The 16,846-nt window shown below is 60.9% G+C and carries 20 protein-coding genes; 12 read left to right on the top strand and 8 right to left on the bottom strand.

Going from position 1 to position 16,846, the window contains the following annotated elements; genetic code table 11:
* The first annotated feature begins 39 nt into the window (after nt 1–39).
* Nucleotides 40–1,440 carry a cardiolipin synthase gene (gene cls / locus DWU98_RS06700; RefSeq protein WP_115494736.1) on the top strand — a complete coding sequence of 467 codons (1,401 nt, stop codon included), beginning with the start codon at nt 40–42 and terminating at the stop codon, nt 1,438–1,440.
* A 139-nt stretch (nt 1,441–1,579) separates the two neighbouring features.
* On the opposite strand, the gene DWU98_RS06695 is transcribed toward cls, so the two are convergent.
* A complete protein-coding gene (locus tag DWU98_RS06695) occupies nt 1,580–1,963 on the bottom strand; it encodes a hypothetical protein (RefSeq protein WP_115494735.1) in 384 nt (127 codons plus the stop codon).
* 88 nt (nt 1,964–2,051) lie between these two features.
* On the opposite strand from DWU98_RS06695, the gene pncA reads away from it, so the two are divergent.
* Nucleotides 2,052–2,687, top strand: coding sequence for a bifunctional nicotinamidase/pyrazinamidase (pncA, locus tag DWU98_RS06690; RefSeq protein WP_115494734.1), 636 nt, complete (start codon nt 2,052–2,054; stop codon nt 2,685–2,687).
* Between the two features lie 144 nt (nt 2,688–2,831).
* Here pncA and DWU98_RS06685 read toward each other — a convergent pair whose 3' ends face one another.
* Both DWU98_RS06685 and DWU98_RS06680 read right to left on the bottom strand, forming a co-directional pair.
* Entirely contained in the window at nt 2,832–3,020 is a 189-nt protein-coding gene (locus tag DWU98_RS06685; protein ID WP_115494733.1) for a CPXCG motif-containing cysteine-rich protein, read from the bottom strand.
* A gap of 7 nt (nt 3,021–3,027) precedes the next feature.
* Nucleotides 3,028–3,747, bottom strand: a complete 720-nt coding sequence (locus tag DWU98_RS06680; RefSeq protein ID WP_115494732.1) for an HAD family hydrolase — start codon at nt 3,745–3,747, stop codon at nt 3,028–3,030.
* 110 nt (nt 3,748–3,857) lie between these two features.
* Here DWU98_RS06680 and DWU98_RS06675 point away from each other — a divergent pair, with 110 nt between their 5' ends.
* Complete coding sequence (locus DWU98_RS06675) at nt 3,858–4,775, top strand: ion channel (protein ID WP_115495080.1); 918 nt, start codon at nt 3,858–3,860, stop codon at nt 4,773–4,775.
* A gap of 163 nt (nt 4,776–4,938) precedes the next feature.
* Here DWU98_RS06675 and DWU98_RS06670 read toward each other — a convergent pair whose 3' ends face one another.
* Together DWU98_RS06670 and DWU98_RS06665 are read right to left on the bottom strand one after the other, a co-directional pair.
* Complete coding sequence (locus tag DWU98_RS06670) at nt 4,939–5,313, bottom strand: YciI family protein (protein ID WP_115494731.1); 375 nt, start codon at nt 5,311–5,313, stop codon at nt 4,939–4,941.
* An 83-nt stretch (nt 5,314–5,396) separates the two neighbouring features.
* Complete coding sequence (locus DWU98_RS06665) at nt 5,397–6,407, bottom strand: Gfo/Idh/MocA family protein (RefSeq protein WP_115494730.1); 1,011 nt, start codon at nt 6,405–6,407, stop codon at nt 5,397–5,399.
* A 136-nt stretch (nt 6,408–6,543) separates the two neighbouring features.
* Between DWU98_RS06665 and DWU98_RS06660 the strand changes: the two genes are divergently transcribed.
* The 5 genes from DWU98_RS06660 to DWU98_RS06640 all read left to right on the top strand — a co-directional run bounded on the left by DWU98_RS06660 (nt 6,544) and on the right by DWU98_RS06640 (nt 12,782).
* Entirely contained in the window at nt 6,544–6,837 is a 294-nt protein-coding gene (locus DWU98_RS06660) for a lipid-A-disaccharide synthase N-terminal domain-containing protein (protein WP_115495079.1), read from the top strand.
* A 67-nt stretch (nt 6,838–6,904) separates the two neighbouring features.
* Nucleotides 6,905–7,180, top strand: a complete 276-nt coding sequence (locus DWU98_RS06655) for a lipid-A-disaccharide synthase N-terminal domain-containing protein (protein WP_115494729.1) — start codon at nt 6,905–6,907, stop codon at nt 7,178–7,180.
* Nucleotide 7,181: 1 nt separating this feature from the next.
* The gene (locus DWU98_RS06650; RefSeq protein ID WP_230474735.1) at nt 7,182–9,377 is read left to right on the top strand and encodes an alpha-N-acetylglucosaminidase; all 2,196 of its coding nucleotides are present in this window, start codon (nt 7,182–7,184) and stop codon (nt 9,375–9,377) included.
* Between the two features lie 254 nt (nt 9,378–9,631).
* On the top strand, nt 9,632–10,258 hold the full coding sequence (locus DWU98_RS06645) for a hypothetical protein (protein WP_115494728.1): 627 nt from the start codon (nt 9,632–9,634) through the stop codon (nt 10,256–10,258).
* A 121-nt stretch (nt 10,259–10,379) separates the two neighbouring features.
* Nucleotides 10,380–12,782: a PAS domain S-box protein gene (locus tag DWU98_RS06640; RefSeq protein WP_115494727.1), complete on the top strand. Its 2,403-nt coding sequence runs from the start codon at nt 10,380–10,382 to the stop codon at nt 12,780–12,782.
* Nucleotides 12,783–12,835: 53 nt separating this feature from the next.
* Here the strand turns inward: DWU98_RS06640 and DWU98_RS06635 are convergent, their stop codons facing one another.
* Together DWU98_RS06635 and DWU98_RS06630 are read right to left on the bottom strand one after the other, a co-directional pair.
* The gene (locus DWU98_RS06635; protein ID WP_115494726.1) at nt 12,836–13,195 is read right to left on the bottom strand and encodes a response regulator; all 360 of its coding nucleotides are present in this window, start codon (nt 13,193–13,195) and stop codon (nt 12,836–12,838) included.
* Between the two features lie 4 nt (nt 13,196–13,199).
* A complete protein-coding gene (locus DWU98_RS06630; protein ID WP_115494725.1) occupies nt 13,200–14,603 on the bottom strand; it encodes an RAD55 family ATPase in 1,404 nt (467 codons plus the stop codon).
* Nucleotides 14,604–14,977: 374 nt separating this feature from the next.
* Here DWU98_RS06630 and DWU98_RS06625 point away from each other — a divergent pair, with 374 nt between their 5' ends.
* The 4 genes from DWU98_RS06625 (at nt 14,978) to DWU98_RS06615 (ending at nt 16,206) form a co-directional block, all read left to right on the top strand.
* Nucleotides 14,978–15,322, top strand: coding sequence for a carboxymuconolactone decarboxylase family protein (locus tag DWU98_RS06625; protein WP_115494724.1), 345 nt, complete (start codon nt 14,978–14,980; stop codon nt 15,320–15,322).
* Between the two features lie 131 nt (nt 15,323–15,453).
* On the top strand, nt 15,454–15,702 hold the full coding sequence (locus DWU98_RS06620) for a hypothetical protein (RefSeq protein ID WP_115494723.1): 249 nt from the start codon (nt 15,454–15,456) through the stop codon (nt 15,700–15,702).
* 80 nt (nt 15,703–15,782) lie between these two features.
* Nucleotides 15,783–15,956, top strand: coding sequence for a hypothetical protein (locus DWU98_RS21920; RefSeq protein ID WP_158544997.1), 174 nt, complete (start codon nt 15,783–15,785; stop codon nt 15,954–15,956).
* Between the two features lie 64 nt (nt 15,957–16,020).
* Nucleotides 16,021–16,206: a DUF805 domain-containing protein gene (locus tag DWU98_RS06615; RefSeq protein WP_115494722.1), complete on the top strand. Its 186-nt coding sequence runs from the start codon at nt 16,021–16,023 to the stop codon at nt 16,204–16,206.
* 74 nt (nt 16,207–16,280) lie between these two features.
* Here DWU98_RS06615 and DWU98_RS06610 read toward each other — a convergent pair whose 3' ends face one another.
* On the bottom strand, nt 16,281–16,667 hold the full coding sequence (locus tag DWU98_RS06610) for a hypothetical protein (protein WP_147293242.1): 387 nt from the start codon (nt 16,665–16,667) through the stop codon (nt 16,281–16,283).
* Between the last annotated feature and the right edge of the window lie 179 nt (nt 16,668–16,846).

Raw genomic sequence — 16,846 nt, 5'->3', positions numbered from 1 at the left:
AAAACATCCCCGCCGGGAGAAGGATTCGAAGCGCGCGCCATGAGCCTTTCGCACCTGCTCCCTCTGCTCGCCTTCTTGCTGCATGTGGCCGGCGTTCTCGCCGCCATGCATGCGGTCATGCATACGCGTACGCCGCAAGGTGCGTTCGCATGGGCGCTGGGTCTGGCGCTGCTGCCGTATGTGACGCTGGTGCCGTACCTGTATCTGGGGCGCAGCCATTTCTCCGGCTATGTGACCTTGCATCGCGCGCATCGGCAACGCCTTTCGCAAGCATCGCAGGATGGCGAGCGTGCCGGCATACCGCCCTCATGCGAGCGCTATGGCGCCCTTGCGCAGATGGTGAACGGTATGTTTCATTCCGGCCAGCAACTGAAATTGCTGATCGATGGGCATGCTGCGTTCGAGGCCATGCTCGACGCGATTGCGCAGGCCCAGACGTGCATCCTCGTACAGTTTTTCATCTTCCATGACGATGGCATTGGCCGTCGCATGCAAAAGGCGTTACTGGAACGCGCGGCGGCGGGCGTGCGCGTGTTCGTCTTGTTCGATGGCATCGGCAGCCACGCGCTACCCGGCCATTATGTGGAAGCGCTGCAACAGGGCGGGGTCGGCATCCATCCCTTTGCCACGCAGCGCCGCCCCAACCGCTTTCAGCTCAACTTCCGCAATCACCGCAAGATTGTTGTCGTGGATGGCTGGCTGGGCTTTCTCGGCGGCTTGAACGTGGGCGACGAATACCTTGGTTTGAAATCGCCACTTTCGCCCTGGCGCGATACCCATCTGCAATTGGCGGGGCCAGCGGTGCTGGATCTGCAGCGCAGCTTTGCCGTGGATTGGCATTGGGTGACCGGCGAATTGCCGCCGATGTTGCCGCCGCGCCCTGCGCAAGGGGAAGCGTATACGCTGATCGCGGCCACCGGCCCGGCCGATCCGCAGGAAAGCTGCTCGCTGCTTTTCACCGTCGCCATCAATGCCGCCTGCAAGCGACTGTGGATCACCACGCCTTATTTCGTGCCGGATCAGGCCGTCATGTCGGCGCTGCGGTTGGCCGTGCTGCGCGGCGTGGACGTACGCGTACTGCTACCCTCACGTCCCGACCATCACACGGTTTTCCTTGCGTCCACCCTGCATGCCAATAGTGCGATCGAAGCAGGCGTTCGCATTTATCGCTACCAACCGGGCTTCATGCATCAGAAGGTGATTCTGGTCGACGACGATACGGCGTGCGTCAGCAGCATGAATCTGGATAACCGGTCATTCCGGCTCAACTTCGAGATCGGTGCGTTGAACGTGGATCGTGCGTTTGCTCAAGATGTCGAGCGCATGTTGCTCGATGATTTCGAGCGGGCGGTGCTGATTACGCATGAGGAATATGGCAGCGCATCGTACGCGCGGCGGCTTGCGATGCATGTGGCGCGGTTGTTCGATCCGATTTTATAGCCCCCGTCGTCACCACGTACATGAAGAGGGCACGTGAATGTGCCGGGTCTTGAGGAGCGAACAAAGCCGGTGTCAGCGGCTTAAAAGCAAAAGACCCTGGGCCCCGGCTTTCGCCGGGGCGACGGCTTAAAGAACGTGGTCAATCGCCGCGCAACGCACCACGCCAATCCCCGCCGCGGAAAATCCACCCCAGGCCGGCACCCACCAGCGCGCCGATCATTTCCCAAAATACGCGCTGGCCGATGTTGTCCGGATCGTGCACCTGCGCGAGGCGCGCTTTCAGATACTGCAGCGAATTCATCGGCGCATAGTTGAAATAGATCAGGTCCCACATGTCGCCGCTGGCGGTGAGCAGCAGTGAAACCAGGAAGGCGATGGCGATCATGCGCAGCGGGCTCCAGCCCTGCTTGCGGCCGAAAGCGTAAACGATGAAGTACACCAACAATGCCACGACCGCGCTGATGCCGCCCGCTTCCAGGCCACCCACCAGTCCATAGCCCATCCACGATTGATCGTAATGCATCAGCCGTTCCCGCCTGTTTGAAGATGACGCTTGCATTATGCCGGCGATTCGCTGTGGAATCTTGCGATCACTCTGCCGGGGCTTTTCGATGCACCCCAACGCCGCGCTGATCCTTGTCGACGTGCAACCGGATTTCATGCCGGGTGGCGCGCTTGCCTGCCACGAAGGCGATGCCATTGTGCCCGGCATCGATCGGCTGCTGCGCCGTGGCCTGTTCCGGCAGAGCGTGGCCACTCAGGATTGGCATCCGCGCGGGCATGTTTCGTTCGCCAGCGTGCATGAGGGTTATCGCCCGTTTCAGCAGATCGAACTCTACGGTCATCCGCAAACCTTGTGGCCCGACCACTGCGTGCAGGGTACGCCCGGTGCAGCGCTTCACCCGGGCATCGATTGGTCGCCGGTGGACCTGATCCTGCGCAAAGGCAATCGCCCGGATGTGGATTCCTACAGCGCCTTCCACGAAAACCACGGCCCAGACGACCAGCGTCCCAGCACTGGCCTGGCCGGATGGCTGCGGGCGCGTGGCGTGAGCGAGATTTATGCCGTGGGGCTGGCGCGGGAGGTGTGCGTGCTATGGACGGTGCAGGATGCGCTGATGGCGGGCTTTCGCGCGCATCTGGTGTGGGATCTCACGCGTCCGGTAACGCCGCAAAGTGATGAGACTACGCGCGCGACGCTTGAGCGATTAGGAGTCGCCATCGTGGAATCGGCCGCCTTGTGCTGACTTACTCCCTCCCTGCTTGCAGGGGAGGGCCGGGGTGGCGTCGCACGCGCTTGCCGCAAGCACACATTCACCGCGAGAGTGGACGCTTCACCCCACCCCAACCCTCCCCTACTGCACGTAGGGGAGGGAGCCATTCACGGCGAATCAGACCTCGTCCTCTCCCGCCACACTCACCTGCACCTCGTCATCCGCTCCCACCCACACAGCGATGCTGATCGGCCGGCAACACACTTGGCAATCCTCGATGTACTGCTGATCACCCGCTGAGGCATCCACCAGAATCTCGACGCGTTCTCCGCAATAAGGACATTGGATGTGGCGTGACGTAAGCATGCTTCGCTCAGGACGCGGCGCGCTGTGCCAGTTGCGCGATGGCGGCAGGAATCGCCGAAGGCTCGTCAACGGTAAGCATGCGTGGTGCATCCGCTTCGCCCAGGCCGTTTTCCAGTTCGTGCGCCCACGTCACGTGGTAAGGCATGTGCACGCCCCAGCCACCCAGACGAATCACCGGCTCGATGTCCGAGCGCAGCGAGTTGCCCACCATCGCGAATTGCGCAGGCTCCAGCGAGAATTCATCGAGTACACGGCGATAGGTGGCCGTATCTTTTTCGGACACGATTTCAATCCGATGAAACACATCGGCCATGCCCGACTGCGCCACTTTCTTTTCCTGGTGGAACAAGTCGCCCTTGGTGATCAGCACGACGTCATGGTGTTCGGCCACGGCAGCCACGGCATCGCGTATGCCGGGCAAGAGTTCCACCGGGTGTTGCAGTATCGTCTTGCCGATTTCAACCAGTTGATGGATATCCGTGGCGCAAATGCGCCCTTCGGTAATCGCGATGGCGGTCTCCACCATCGACAGCGTCATGCCTTTGGCACCGTAGCCGAACAGTTTCAGGTTGCGCTTTTCGGTAGCCAGCATGCTGGCCTGCACGTGGCTGTCACCCACGTCCACGTAGTGGGCGACGATCTCGGTGAAGCGTGCGCTGGCCTGGCGGTAATAACCCTCGCTATGCCAGAGCGTGTCGTCGCCGTCGAAGCCAATGAGCTTGAGCATGTGCGCTCCTCGCAATGGACTGGCAAGTTTACCGCTCCGGCGCCCCGGGTGCATGGCCGCGGCGCGCTTGGGCGCTACAATCCCTGCACGGCATCGACGGGGTTTTCACCATGAACGGCAAGCGGGTGGTCTCATTGCTGCGGCGACCTCGTGTCGTGCAGATCGGCGGGCATCCCTTCGTTTCCGAAGGATTGAACGAGCGCTTCTGGGACGACTTCTACCACCGCGCGCTGACCATGAGCTGGCCGGCGTTCTTTGGCTTCGCGATCAGCGTATTCCTGATCTTCAACGCTTTGTTCGCGATGATCTACCAGGTCGACCCGAATGGCATCGCCAATCAATTTCCGAAGGGCTTGGCCGGTGCGTTTTTCTTCAGCGTGGAAACGCTCGCCACCGTAGGCTACGGTGACATGCATCCGCAGTCGGTCTACACGCACGTGGTGGCCACGGGGGAAATCATCCTGGGGATGGGTAACATCGCCGTGTTCACCGGCCTGATTTTCGCGCGCTTCTCGCGGCCCCGCGCCAAGATTCTGTTCGGCAAACACCCCATCGTGCGCATGATCGATGGCAAGCAAACCTTGATGATGCGCGCCGCCAACATGCGATTGAACCTGATCGCGCAAGCGTCCGCAAAGCTGCACTTGCTGAGCATGTATGCATCGCCGGAAGGCTTTCACATCCGCCGCATCATCGATCTGGACCTGGTGCGCGACCAGCATCCGATTTTCATGCTGAGCTGGAACATCATGCACGTCATCGACGAAAGCAGCCCGCTGTATGGCGTTTCGCCTGAAAGCCTGGAAGCGAGCGAGGCGACGCTGTTGCTTACCATCGAAGGCACTGATGAAACCACGTCACAATCGATGATGGCGCGCCACCAATGGGCCATCAAGGATGTGCGCTGGAATTACCGCTTCATCGATCTGGTGCGCAGAGATGACGATGGGGTGAATATCATCGACTACACCATCTTCGATGAGGTGCTCCCGCTGGATGAGGAGCAGAAGGAGCTTACGGGGGGTTAGTGGCTCATTCGCGCCATAGGGGCAAACTCTGGCCCCGTCATTCAATCGCTGCCTTAGTGTCATTCCAACCGCGCCTCATCGTCATTCCGGCGAAGGCCGGAGACGGTGAGGCGAGATGAAGTTTTGCGGGCAAGCGCGGCAATGCGCAGAACCAGCAGACGCCCTAGGCCCCGACCCGCTCCCTTTCCGCCTGAATATCATGCACCGGCCGCACCTCGATGCACCCGGTTGCCGCCCACGGAAAGGTCTGCGCAATGCGTACGGCCTCATCGATATCGGCCGCTTCGATCAGGTTGAAACCGCCCAGGTACTCACGCGCTTCCGTATAAGGCCCATCGATCACGGTGGTGCGCTGGTTGCGCACGCGCACCGTTTTCGTTTTCGTCGGCGGCCCCAGCTGCATCGAGTCGAGCAGATGACCCTTAGCACGCAGCTCGTCGGCATGCTTGAAGCACCCGTGCATCATGCTGTCGTATTGGCCGGGGGCGAGCGCATCGAGCAGATTGTCGTCGTTGTAAATCATGACCAGGAATTTCATGACGTCCTCGCGGCAGCGTGGGAAAACAACACATCAGCCGATGCAGGGTAGGCCATGCCCGGCATGCGGTCCAGGGCCAACAGTCAGGGTTTTTCCCACTTTCCGGATTCGGCCGAGCGAAACACCGCTTCGATAACGGCCATGTTCGCTATGGCACTGTCCATCGAAACTGGCACGTCGCCGTCGCCACGGATGGCGCGCGAAAAAGCATCGCCCTGAATGGTGTACTGATCACAGACCGGCAGCGTCTCGGTAGTGATGCCACCGCCGAAAACGTCGCGACCGTCATCGATAAAAAGCCGCGTCGGGCGATCGGGCGGCGCATTGAAAGGGATTTCGATCTCGATGCGCCCCGTCGTGCCCAAGAACTGCATGCGCTGATAGGGTGTCATTTGCGTGCTGCAGGTAAAAATCGATTGGCCGGATGGAAAATCCAATATCGCCGAAGCGAGCCGATCCACCTTGAATTCTGGATCGCGTTCGATCAAACCCATGACGCGCGTGGGCTCTTCGCCAAAAATGAAGCGTGAAGTGGTAATCGGATAACAACCGATGTCCATCAAGCCGCCACCGCCCCATTGAGCAACGTTGCGAACATTGCCGGGGTCTCGATTGAAATAACTGAAGGCGCCCATGATGGTCTTGAGCGTGCCAATGTGACCCGAACGCACTAGCTCGCGCGTGCGCAGCCACTGCGGATGCGTGCAAACCATGAACGCTTCGCCGATCTTCACGCCAGTGCGTTGCTGCGCGGCGAGCAGCGTCTTCGCTTCGGCCACCGTCAGGCTGATCGGTTTTTCGCACAGGACGTGCTTGCCGGCCTCGGCCGCTTTGATCGACCAGGGCACATGCAGATGATTCGGCAAAGGGTTGTAGATCGCTTCGATCTCGGGGTCGGCGAGGAGCTCCTCATAGGAACCGTAGGCCTTGGGGATGTCCAAAGCGCGCGCCGCGGCGTGCGCTTTGCCCAGATCGCGCGAGGCGATCGCCACGATGCTGCCGTCCCGACCGAGCTGCATGGCCGGGATAACCTTCTTCACGGCGATATTGGCAACCCCAAGAACACCCCATTTCACCTTGCCTTGCCCGGTCATTCTTCGCTCCTTTTTGGCGATCGGGCCATTTTACGGGCGAGACGGCACCCTCGCCCCTGCCTTATAGTTCACATGTTCAACTGTGACATTTTCCGCCGGAACCCCTGTTCCGGCCTTTTGAGTAACCTGAATGGGCATGCTTAACAACGCCTGGCTTGTGCTGGGACTGATCGGTCAGGCGGTGTTTTCCGGCCGTTTCCTGCTGCAGTGGGTCTATAGCGAGATCAAGCGGCGTAGCGTGGTGCCGATGGCGTTCTGGTACGCCAGCATCATCGGCGCGCTGCTGCTGCTGTGCTATGCCTGCTACAAGAAGGATCCGGTCTTCATCGTGGGCCAGGCCGGCGGCTTGCTGATCTACGTGCGCAACCTGCACCTGCGCCGGCGCCCGCGGAAGGAACCGGCCACCGAATCTTCAGGGCTGGCCTCATGAGCATCCACACGCCCATGGCGACCTCCTCAGCGCAGCCGCAGCGCCCGCACGTCTCCCGGAGAATCACGTGTCGCTAAGCCCCCAGACCCTATGGATCGGCGCGGGCCTGATCGGACAGGTGCTGTTCGGCGCGCGCTTTCTGGTGCAATGGCTGTACAGCGAAGCGCGCGGCCAGAGCCTTATTCCACCCTCGTTCTGGTATCTGAGCGTGGCCGGTGGCGTGATCTTGTTGAGCTATGCGATCCATCAGCGCGAAGCGGTGTTCATCATCGGCGAAGCGGTGACGCTGGCCATCTTCCTGCGCAATCTGATCATGCTGCGAAAGCAGCCCGATCCGGACTGAGATGCGCCCGCTTCGTCCCTGGCTGGGCGCCGTTGCACTGTTGATGGCGACACCATGGGCGACACATGCTGCGGAGAAGCCTGCCTTCGACACCGCACCGGAACAGGCCGTGCTCACGCGCCTGCTTCCCCATCAGGCACAGCAATTCGAACTGGGCGCACTGACCGCTGCAAGCGGTCACGAACGCTTTCGCATCAGCCGCGCAAACGGGCACATCAAGGTCGAAGGCAGCACGCCCAGCGCCTTGCTGTTTGGGGTGAACTGGTATCTGAAATACGTCGCGCAGGTGCAGATCTCCCCTAATGGCGATCGCGTGGGCGATGCGCCGTTTCCGTTGCCCACCGCGGTGATCGAAAAACAGACGCCGTATGCGTACCGTTATGCGTTGAACGAAAACGTCGACGGCTATACCGCACCCTACTGGGATTGGCCGCGCTGGCAGCGCGAAATCGACGTACTGGCGCTGTCCGGCATCAACGCGGTATTGATCGAGCGCGGCATGGATAGCGTGCTGTACCGGACGTTTCGCGACGTCGGCTATTCGGATCAGGAGATCCGCCAGTGGATCACCCAACCGGCCCATCAGAACTGGCAATTGATGGGTAATCTGTGCTGCTTCAACGGCCCCATCAGCACCACGTTGATGCAGCAGCGCGCGGCATCCGCGCAGCAGATCATCGCGCGCTTGCGTGAGTTGGGCATCACGCCGGTATTGCCCGGTTTCTACGGCATTGTGCCGGCCGATTTCCAGCACAGATTTCCCAAGGCACATGTCGTGCCGCAAGGCGAATGGGCCGGTTTTACGCGGCCGGGCTGGCTCGATCCGCGCGATCCGATGTTCGCGAAACTGGCTGCTGCGTTCTACCGCCACCAGCGCGAGCTGTTCGGCGACAGCAGCATCTACGACATGGAAGTGTTTCAGGAAGGCGGTGAGGCGGGGAATGTGCCGGTTCCGCAAGCCGCACGCGACGTGCAACAAGCCTTGCTGGCCGCGCATCCCGGCGCGCGCTGGATGATGCTCGCCTGGCAAGGCAATCCGCGCCAGGACCTGCTTGCCGGCGTAGATCGCCACCATGTGCTGATCATCGATATCGATCACGATCGGGTGCCGCGCGACAATCGCCAGAAGGATTTTCAGGACGCTCCCTTTCTATTCGGCGGCATCTGGGAATTCGGCGGACGCACCACCTTGGGCGCAAACCTCCGCAACATCACCCAACGCCTGCAACGCCTCGGTCGTATCAACGACAACATGTCCGGCACTGCGGTGTTTACCGAAGGCATGGATACCAATCCGTTCGCCTTCGACCTGTTCACCGAAATGGCGTGGCGCAGCGAACCGGTGGATACGGCGGCATGGACGGCCGATTACGTGCGGCGCCGCTACGGCGCGGCCGATCCGCACGCATCAGCCGCGTGGACGGTGTTGCTGCATACGGCGTATGACATCCAGATCGACCAGATCGTGTTCAACAGCGAACGCGATGCGGCGCAGGAGTCGCTGTTCGACGCGCAGCCGAGCCTTACCGTCAACCGCGCATCGAATTGGTCGCCCGAAGCCATGCGCTACAGCGCCGCGGCCTTCAGGCAAGCCTTGCCGCAGATGCTGCAAGTCGCCCCTGCCCTGCGCGACAGCGAAACCTATCGCTACGACCTGGTGGATATCGCACGCCAGACGCTGGCTAATGAAAGCCGCCTGCTGCTGCCACAGATCAAGGCTGCCTACGACAAGCACGATCGCGCGGGCTTTGCAGCACTCACCCAGCGCTGGCTGCACCTGATGGACCTGCAAGACCGACTGCTCGGCACCAACCGCTTCTTCCTCGTCGGGGGATGGCTGACGCGCGTGCAGACATGGGCATCGACGCCCGACGAGCGCTCCCGGCTCGACTATGACGCCCGTTCCATTCTCACCACCTGGGGCGAGCGCAAAGCCAGCGAAGGTGCCAGCCTGCACGACTACGGCAACAAAGATTGGGCCGGCCTCACCCGCGACTATTACCGCCTGCGCTGGCAGACCTACTTCCACACGCTGGACGATGCCCTGCGCACCGGCACCGCGCCCAAGCCCATCGACTGGTTCGCGATGGGCGATGCGTGGAACCACGGCACCCAGCGCTATGCCGATCAGCCCACGGGCGATGCCTATACCGCCGCCTCCGACGTTGCACAGGCGCTAAAGCTGCCCGCGCACTGAGCCACCAACAAATGCCGCAGTTGAACACCCTCCCCTGCTTACAGGGGAGGGTGGGGGTGGGGGTTGTTCGCCCTTGCGGCATGGTTGCCATTCTCCGCGAGATGGCTTCACCCCACCCCAGCCCTCCCCTACTGCACGTAGAGGAGGGGGCGGGCCGCCACGCTTTCCGAACTGGCTGCAGACTGAAGTTTCCGCTCCGCACGCCGATAGCCTGGACAAGCCTCGCCAACGCGCGGCCCATCCCGGAGACCTGCATGATCAGCGCGCGGCCCAACCTTGCCTACCTCAAAGCTGCCTGGGCCGCCCACGCTGGCATCAGTGCCGAAAACTGCCGGCAAACCTACGAGGAAGCCGGCATTTCGTTCGAGCGCGTCAACCATTCCTGGATCGTGCGCAAGGACGACACCCAGGTCTCCACCATGCCGCTGCGTTATACCCGGCAGGAATTGCGCTTGGGCTTCCTGGGACGCATCGAAATGGAGGCACGCAAAGCCGCCGCCGAAATCGAAGGCGTGCTGCTGCGCGACCTGGATGTGCCCGAGGACCACGTGCTGATCGTGGAACTGGAAGAATCCATGCGCCATCTGCGCCGCAAAGGCAGCCGCGCGCTAGCCATTTTCATCGCTCCCACCGCGTCGGCAGACCTGTCCAGCCGAGCGTGCGTGCAGCTCCAGGTGTTCCTGGACGCACCCAGGGCCTGCTTGTTCGCCCATCGCCTCGACGCCGAGGGCTATGCCGGCACTGACCTGCTGGCCGGTTGCAGCAAGCGTGAACGTCATCCACGCGCAACAACCTATGTCGAGCTGGGTCAGCACATTGTCGCCACGCTCAACACGGCGCTGGAACAATGCCTGGGTGAAGCGCGCGAACACATGCAGTAGGCTGCCAAGCTCCAGCTTTTTTTGGCAAACTCCCTGCGGTCCGTAAGGAAATCGGCGCTCACGATTCTTTCACGGATACTGCTTCCATGGGTTTGTAACCACTGCTCCAAGGGCTTCTGGTGTGTTGAGAGATATTCCATCCACAGCAGCCGTCAACGCTGTTCTGTCCGGGCAAGGTCTGCTGGACGAATTGCCGGTTGCCGTGTACACGACCGACGCGCAAGGACGCATCACGTATTTCAACAAAGCGTCGGTTGCGTTTGCCGGACGCACGCCCGCCATCGGCGATATGTGGTGCGTGACGTGGCGACTCCTCCTGCCCGATGGCACGCCGCTACCGCACGAGCAATGCCCCATGGCGGTAGCACTGCGCGAACGTCGCCCCGTACGCAATATGGAGGCCATCGCCGAACGCCCCGACGGCACGCGCGTGCCCTTCCTACCGTTTCCCACGCCGTTGTTCGACGCGCAGGGCGAATTGATCGGTGGCATCAACGTGTTGATGGATCTGTCGGGCCACAAACACTCGCAGTTGCTGCTGGAACCATCGCAAGCCGCACTACAACCGAGCCACGCACATACGCACCAGGCAACGATGGCCGCGACCCTGGCCCGCTCGGGGCGCGATTTCGAGCTGCTGGTGCGCAGCGTTACCGACTACGCCATCTTCATGCTGGACACGACCGGCCACGTGGCGAGCTGGAACAGCGGCGCGGAAAAGATCAAAGGCTACCGTGCCGAGGAAATCATCGGTCACCATTTTTCCAATTTCTACACGCCGGAAGACCGGGCCGCAGGCATACCGCAGCTTGCATTGGCCACCGCCATGCGCGACGGGCGCTTCGAAGCGGAAGGGTGGCGCGTGCGCAAAGATGGCACGCGCTTCTGGGCCAATGTGGTGATCGATCCGGTGCTGGACAACGGCCAGCTCATCGGCTTTGCGAAGGTCACGCGCGATGCCAGCATACGTCGCAGCGCGGAGCTGGCGCTGTTCGAGAGCGAGCGCCGTTTCCGCGGCATCGTGAATACGGCACTGGATGCCTTCGCGCAAATCGACGAATCGGGCCGCGTCATCGAATGGAATCCGCAGGCACACGAGCTGTTCGGCTGGTCGCGCGAGCAAGTGCTTGGCAAACCGCTGGCGGATTTGTGCTTTCCGTCCGACGACAACAGCGCACAAACCTGGCTGGCGTCGGTGTGGACCCACAAACTGAGCCGGCAAACACATCAATTCATCGCAGCCAATCGCGCCGGGCGACGCTTCACCGCCGAACTCAGCGCCAGCGTGCTATCGCTGGCGTCCGGTCCGCTGATGAACATCTTCATGCGCGACATGACCGAAAAGATCCAGATGGAAACGCAGTTTCGCCAGTCGCAGAAAATGGAAGCACTGGGCCAGCTCACCGGCGGCATCGCGCACGACTTCAACAATATCCTGCAGGCGATCTCCAGCTCGCTGGAGGTGGTGGACATCATCGGCAAGCGCGAGCATTTCACGCAGGCCGACAAACACCTGCAAAACGCGCTCGGCAGCGTGCGGCGGGCCGCGGTGCTGACGCAGCGCCTGCTTACCTTCGCACGGCGCCAGACGCTCGATCCGCAGGCGGTAAACGTGAATGGACTGGTCGATAGCATGCGCGAGATGCTGCGGCATTCGATCGGCGAACACATCGCGTTGGAGTTCGCGCTGCCGGAGGATCTATGGCCCGCGCATTGCGATGCGAACCAGCTTGAAAATGCGATTCTCAATCTGGCGATCAATGCGCGCGACGCGATGCCCCATGGCGGGCGCCTGTGTATCGAAGCGAGCAACGTCACGGGCGAGGATCCAGATGCCTTCAACGTGCTCGCCACGGATGGCCACTACGTCAAGCTCAGTGTGGTCGATAACGGCACCGGCATTCCGTCGCACATCAAAGAGCGCGTGTTCGATCCGTTCTTCACCACCAAGCCGGTAGGCCAGGGAACAGGGCTTGGCCTGTCCATGGTGTATGGCTTTACGCATCAATCCGGCGGCCATTGCGTGATCGAGAGCGAGCTGGGTGAAGGCACACGCATCAGCCTGCTGCTGCCGCGCTACAGGGGCCCCATGCAGGCTCCCGGCGAACCTCCGGCAAGCGTAAGCGGCCATCGCGCGCGCGGCGAACACGTCTTGCTGGTGGAAGACCAGCCCATGGTGCGCGATGCAATCAATGAAGTGCTCAGCAAGCTGGGCTACAGCGTCACGGTGGCGTCGGATGGCCTGGAAGGTTTATCGATTGCCATGTCCGCCGAGCCCTTCGACCTCATCATCACCGACATCGGCTTGCCTGGCGTGAATGGTCGCAGCCTCGCCAACTCCGTGCGCAGCAAACAGCCGCACGTACCGGTGCTGTTGATGACCGGCTACGACACGACCTTGACTCCCTCTTCCGTCGAGCTTCCCGCTGGAATGAGCGTGCTTTCCAAGCCTTTCAATGTCGACACGCTGACGGAGGAAGTGCGGCAATTGATCGAATGGAGCCGTGCGCAGCGCGAAGTGTGACGAGGTGTCGGCGCTGGTTTGAGGGCAACGGCAAACAAAAACGATGCCGATCGTTATCGGCCACGATCCTTCATGCGCTCAACCGCATCGAGCAAGGCCGCCACGTAGTAGGGTTTTTGCAAATACGCATCGTAGCGCGCGCGGTGTGGCGGAAATTGCGATTCCGGGACTGCGCTGCACAGAATGACCGGACCTTCATAACCGGCCTCTTGTGCCCTTTCGATCATTTCCAGGCCCGACATCATCGGCATCATGAAGTCGGTAACGATCAGTTCGGGCTGTTCCTGCCGGATGATGTCCAGCCCATAGCGACCGTTGCTGGCCACGGTGACGTGATAGCCGCAAAACTCAAGCATGCCGCGCGTTACCGCGGCAACATCCGGGTCGTCCTCCACCAACAAAATTCGTAGCATCGGGTCAATCCACCTGATCGGAGTCGGTGGCTGCGGGATCTAAACCGAACGACAGACCTTGTTCCCCGATATGGAACGGCTGTATGCGCGGTTCGAAATGCCTGTCGCGCATCTTTACGACGGATATGTAGCGTTGCGCGGTGTGACGGCGGCGCGAAATGTTGAGCACCATCACATTATCGACCATCGCGGAGAGTTCGTCGTTGGGCATCACGTTATCGACTTCCATTTCCGCACTTTCCTGTGTGTACATCACCGTGGCTCCGCATTCGCGCAGCTGGTGGCTCAATGCGTTGATGAAATAAGGCAAGCGTTCGCGAAACACCAGGCTATCACGCAGCGCGACGATGCCATCCACAAACACGCGCTTGGCGCCGATCGCCTTGGCGTGCTGCACGATGCCATGCGCCACTTCATCGACAATGAGGTCGGCCGGCGGCAGCCACAGCAGACGCAATACATTCTGATCGGCCAGGCGATCCAGATCGAAACCCAGTTGCCGCGCGCGTGCGCGCAGGCGTGCCGGGCTTTCATAAAAACTCAACAGCAACGCCGGCGCCTGTGCCGACGCTTGCGCGGAGAAACACACGCCCAGCGTGGTTTTTCCCGAACCCGTCGGGCCCATGACCAGCGTTGCCGATTCGGATGGAAGGCCGCCGCCCAAAAGCTTGTCGAACTCCGCCAGACCGGTGCTGACAGTGGTGCCTGGATGGGGCGGTGGCGGCGCATCGCTGAGGCAGCTTTCGATGCGCGGAAACACGTCGATGCCGCTCGCACTGATACGCAACCGATGCTTGCCGCCCAGGATGGCCGCACCGCGATGTTTGCGCACCTGGATCGACTGCACCGAACGATAACGCACGATGTCGTTGCTGATCTCGATCCAGCCATCGACCATGGTGTGCTCCGGGCTGCTCACCTCACGCGCCTGATGGGTGAGCATGACCAGCACCGCGTTGGCCAGATTCGCCACGCCTTGCAAGGTGTGGATGAACGAGCGGAATTCCTGCTCCGACGCCACCGACTGCGCGACAAACGTGCCGTCCAGCACCATGGCACTGGCGTCGAATCGGCGCAGTTCGTGCTGCACCAGCTTGAGCAGACCGGGCAAGCCTTCCCGTTCAAGCACGCCGTAGCCGCTGATGTATTCCATGCGCGCCGGCACCACGTCCGGATCGAAGAAGCTCATCTGGCTGACGTAAGCGAGCATGCGCGCGCTGGATTCGGCCAGCAGCGACAGATACAGCGCGCGGCCTCCCGCGCGAACATGCGCATAGCAAAACTGGTTGGCGAGAATGGTCTTGCCCGCACCCGGCGGCCCTTGAATGATGTATGCCGAACCTCGCAGGAAGCCACCGCCGGTAAGACAATCCAGCCCTTCTACGCCTGTCGAGATCTTATCGAGCACTTAAGTTCACTCCCGCTGTTTTCGACGATGATACGTGGCGCCTGCCCGGGCCAACAATGGCAGATGTCTCGATAAGCCTGTGTGGATGGGGCAGAACGGTGGTCGATCGTGCTCTGAATCAGAGCCTTGCGCAGGATGGCATAACGCGTTTGTGGGCATTCCATGGCCGGTCGCGTCATCCACGTACCATTGAAAGCATGCGGACGGACAAAGCGCGAATCGACGTGCGTGTGACGGCGAGTGTTACAGGCTCGCAGGTAGCAGCGAAAGGACAGCGAGCGGTTGGCTATACAGCCACTCACGCAAAAGCGCATCATCAAAAAGCAGTCGGGTACCGCTCCCCCGCTGCCACCTTTTACCGCGAGGACTTTCTCATGCTCGACTGGCTCGATTACCGCAAAGAACTCCTGGGCCGCATCGGCGAAATCGGCAAACTGAGCCCGGATACCGTTGCCGGCTATCAGACCCTTTCCAAGGCCGGCCAGAAAACCGGCCACCTGGACGCGAAAACGCGCGAATTGATCGCGCTGGCGGTGGCCGTCACCACCCGTTGCGACGGCTGTATCACCGTACATACCGGTGAAGCACTCAAACACGGCGCCACGCACGAGGAAATCGCCGAGGCACTGGGCGTGGCCATCGCCCTCAATGCAGGCGCGGCGCTGGTGTATTCGGCCCGGGTGATGGACGCGGTCAATGCGCATGAGGACGGCCATTAAACCGGACCATCGGAGGTCTGGCGGCCAGGCGCCGCCCGACCTCCCTGCGCCATTTCAAAATCAGGCCGCTCAAACGTCATCGCTGGTACTGGGGTAACTCCACCCCGGCCAACCCGCGAGGACATGTGTCCGTGTGCCTGACCGATAAAGACATCGAACTGCAGCTTGGCGACCTGGCTCGCACGGTGCCGCAGTTGCTGAAGGACAACCAGGGTGCGGAGTTCTGGATCCAATTCCTGGACCTGGCCAATGCTATCCGCGATCGCGTATCGCTCGACCGCTACGACTGGGTCACCGAGCGGATTTACGAAATCCTGAGCCGCTACGGCATATCGCCCCCTTCGCGATGGATACTCGCTGCCGCTACCTGGGCCATCTGAACGCATTCAAGAAAAGGCGCTTCGGACCGATAGCCTTATCAGGGCTCCCACTTGTTTTCCGGAGCTAGGAGGGTTCCAGCATGACTACATCCGTCGTCGCAGCGCTGATGCTGCACAACCAATCGTGTTCCCAATGCCGCATGGGCGAACCGTGCCTGCTTTCCGAACGCATCCAGGACGACTGCCTTCGTCGCCAGGCCATGGCTTTGGCGCAGACCGAAACGCCGCGCTGGCCCACCGAAGACGCAGCCTGACCGCCTCGCTTTAGAGCTAAGCTAAGCCCACTCCAATGGGGAGCCAGAGGGGAAGTGAGGGCTTATGTATCCGCATCCGTTCGTGGGTTTGCTGGCGGGCATCCTGGCGGTGATTCCTGCCTGGAAGATCGTTTCCAAAGCGGGCTACCACGGCGCGTGGTCGCTGCTGATCTTCGTGCCGCTGGTCAACATCATCATGATGTACGTGTTTGCGTTCAATCAGTGGCCGACAGAAAAGCTGCGCACGTAAATGCGCATGCATTGCATAAAGCAATGGGCCGGCGAATGCCGGCCCATTGTGTCCCATATGTGGCAATGCCTTTTTCAAAGAGCGGTGATCGCCAGAGTCTGCTGCCCGGCGAATGATTCCTGCCCTTGGGACGTTCCACAATTGTTCAACAGACTACTGAATTCGGTCGTCACCAGCACTGCCGAACTACCCAAACCGTTTCCCGCCGTAACCGTGCCGGTTTCGGTAATCACTATTTGCCCCAATGCGTTTACCACTGTGGCGTTCGTGTAGGTAATCGTGCTGTACGACACTTGATCGTTCCAATTGTACGTCACTACGCGATCTTCGTTCCCCGGGAGGAACAGCGTATCGCAGGAAAAAAGTCCATTAGCGTTGACGACCTCAGCGTATCCACCCGTAAGCTGCGAATCGTTCAGTGGAGGCGTACACGCCCACGCTTCGTGATCGGAATACGTCACCAATTGCTCCGTATAAGTGAGCCCAGGTGAAAATGTCGAGCTGGTATGGCCATTACACGCTAGCGGAAATGAGCCTTGAGCATGTGCAGACGTGGATACGAGCGATGAGACTAATCCAATCAGCACGACAGCCAGACCAAAGCCAAGCGCGTGCAATCTGCTTTGAAAATTAAGTATGC

The organism is Dyella monticola (genome assembly GCF_003363155.1).
In the GTDB taxonomy this organism is placed as follows: Bacteria; Pseudomonadota; Gammaproteobacteria; order Xanthomonadales; family Rhodanobacteraceae; genus Dyella_B; species Dyella_B monticola.
Note: the sequence above shows the minus strand (reverse complement) of the source record. Positions and strands in the feature narration are given on the sequence as shown.

Excerpts from the sequence above, each read along its gene's own strand:
- cls (WP_115494736.1), top strand. The coding sequence starts at position 40 with ATGAGCCTTTCGCACCTGCTCCCTCTGCTCGCCTTCTTGCTGCATGTG.
- DWU98_RS06695 (WP_115494735.1), bottom strand. The coding sequence starts at position 1,963 with ATGCATTACGATCAATCGTGGATGGGCTATGGACTGGTGGGTGGCCTG.
- pncA (WP_115494734.1), top strand. The coding sequence starts at position 2,052 with ATGCACCCCAACGCCGCGCTGATCCTTGTCGACGTGCAACCGGATTTC.
- DWU98_RS06685 (WP_115494733.1), bottom strand. The coding sequence starts at position 3,020 with ATGCTTACGTCACGCCACATCCAATGTCCTTATTGCGGAGAACGCGTC.
- DWU98_RS06680 (WP_115494732.1), bottom strand. The coding sequence starts at position 3,747 with ATGCTCAAGCTCATTGGCTTCGACGGCGACGACACGCTCTGGCATAGC.
- DWU98_RS06675 (WP_115495080.1), top strand. The coding sequence starts at position 3,858 with ATGAACGGCAAGCGGGTGGTCTCATTGCTGCGGCGACCTCGTGTCGTG.
- DWU98_RS06670 (WP_115494731.1), bottom strand. The coding sequence starts at position 5,313 with ATGAAATTCCTGGTCATGATTTACAACGACGACAATCTGCTCGATGCG.
- DWU98_RS06665 (WP_115494730.1), bottom strand. The coding sequence starts at position 6,407 with ATGACCGGGCAAGGCAAGGTGAAATGGGGTGTTCTTGGGGTTGCCAAT.
- DWU98_RS06660 (WP_115495079.1), top strand. The coding sequence starts at position 6,544 with ATGCTTAACAACGCCTGGCTTGTGCTGGGACTGATCGGTCAGGCGGTG.
- DWU98_RS06650 (WP_230474735.1), top strand. The coding sequence starts at position 7,182 with ATGCGCCCGCTTCGTCCCTGGCTGGGCGCCGTTGCACTGTTGATGGCG.
- DWU98_RS06645 (WP_115494728.1), top strand. The coding sequence starts at position 9,632 with ATGATCAGCGCGCGGCCCAACCTTGCCTACCTCAAAGCTGCCTGGGCC.
- DWU98_RS06635 (WP_115494726.1), bottom strand. The coding sequence starts at position 13,195 with ATGCTACGAATTTTGTTGGTGGAGGACGACCCGGATGTTGCCGCGGTA.
- DWU98_RS06625 (WP_115494724.1), top strand. The coding sequence starts at position 14,978 with ATGCTCGACTGGCTCGATTACCGCAAAGAACTCCTGGGCCGCATCGGC.
- DWU98_RS21920 (WP_158544997.1), top strand. The coding sequence starts at position 15,783 with ATGACTACATCCGTCGTCGCAGCGCTGATGCTGCACAACCAATCGTGT.
- DWU98_RS06615 (WP_115494722.1), top strand. The coding sequence starts at position 16,021 with ATGTATCCGCATCCGTTCGTGGGTTTGCTGGCGGGCATCCTGGCGGTG.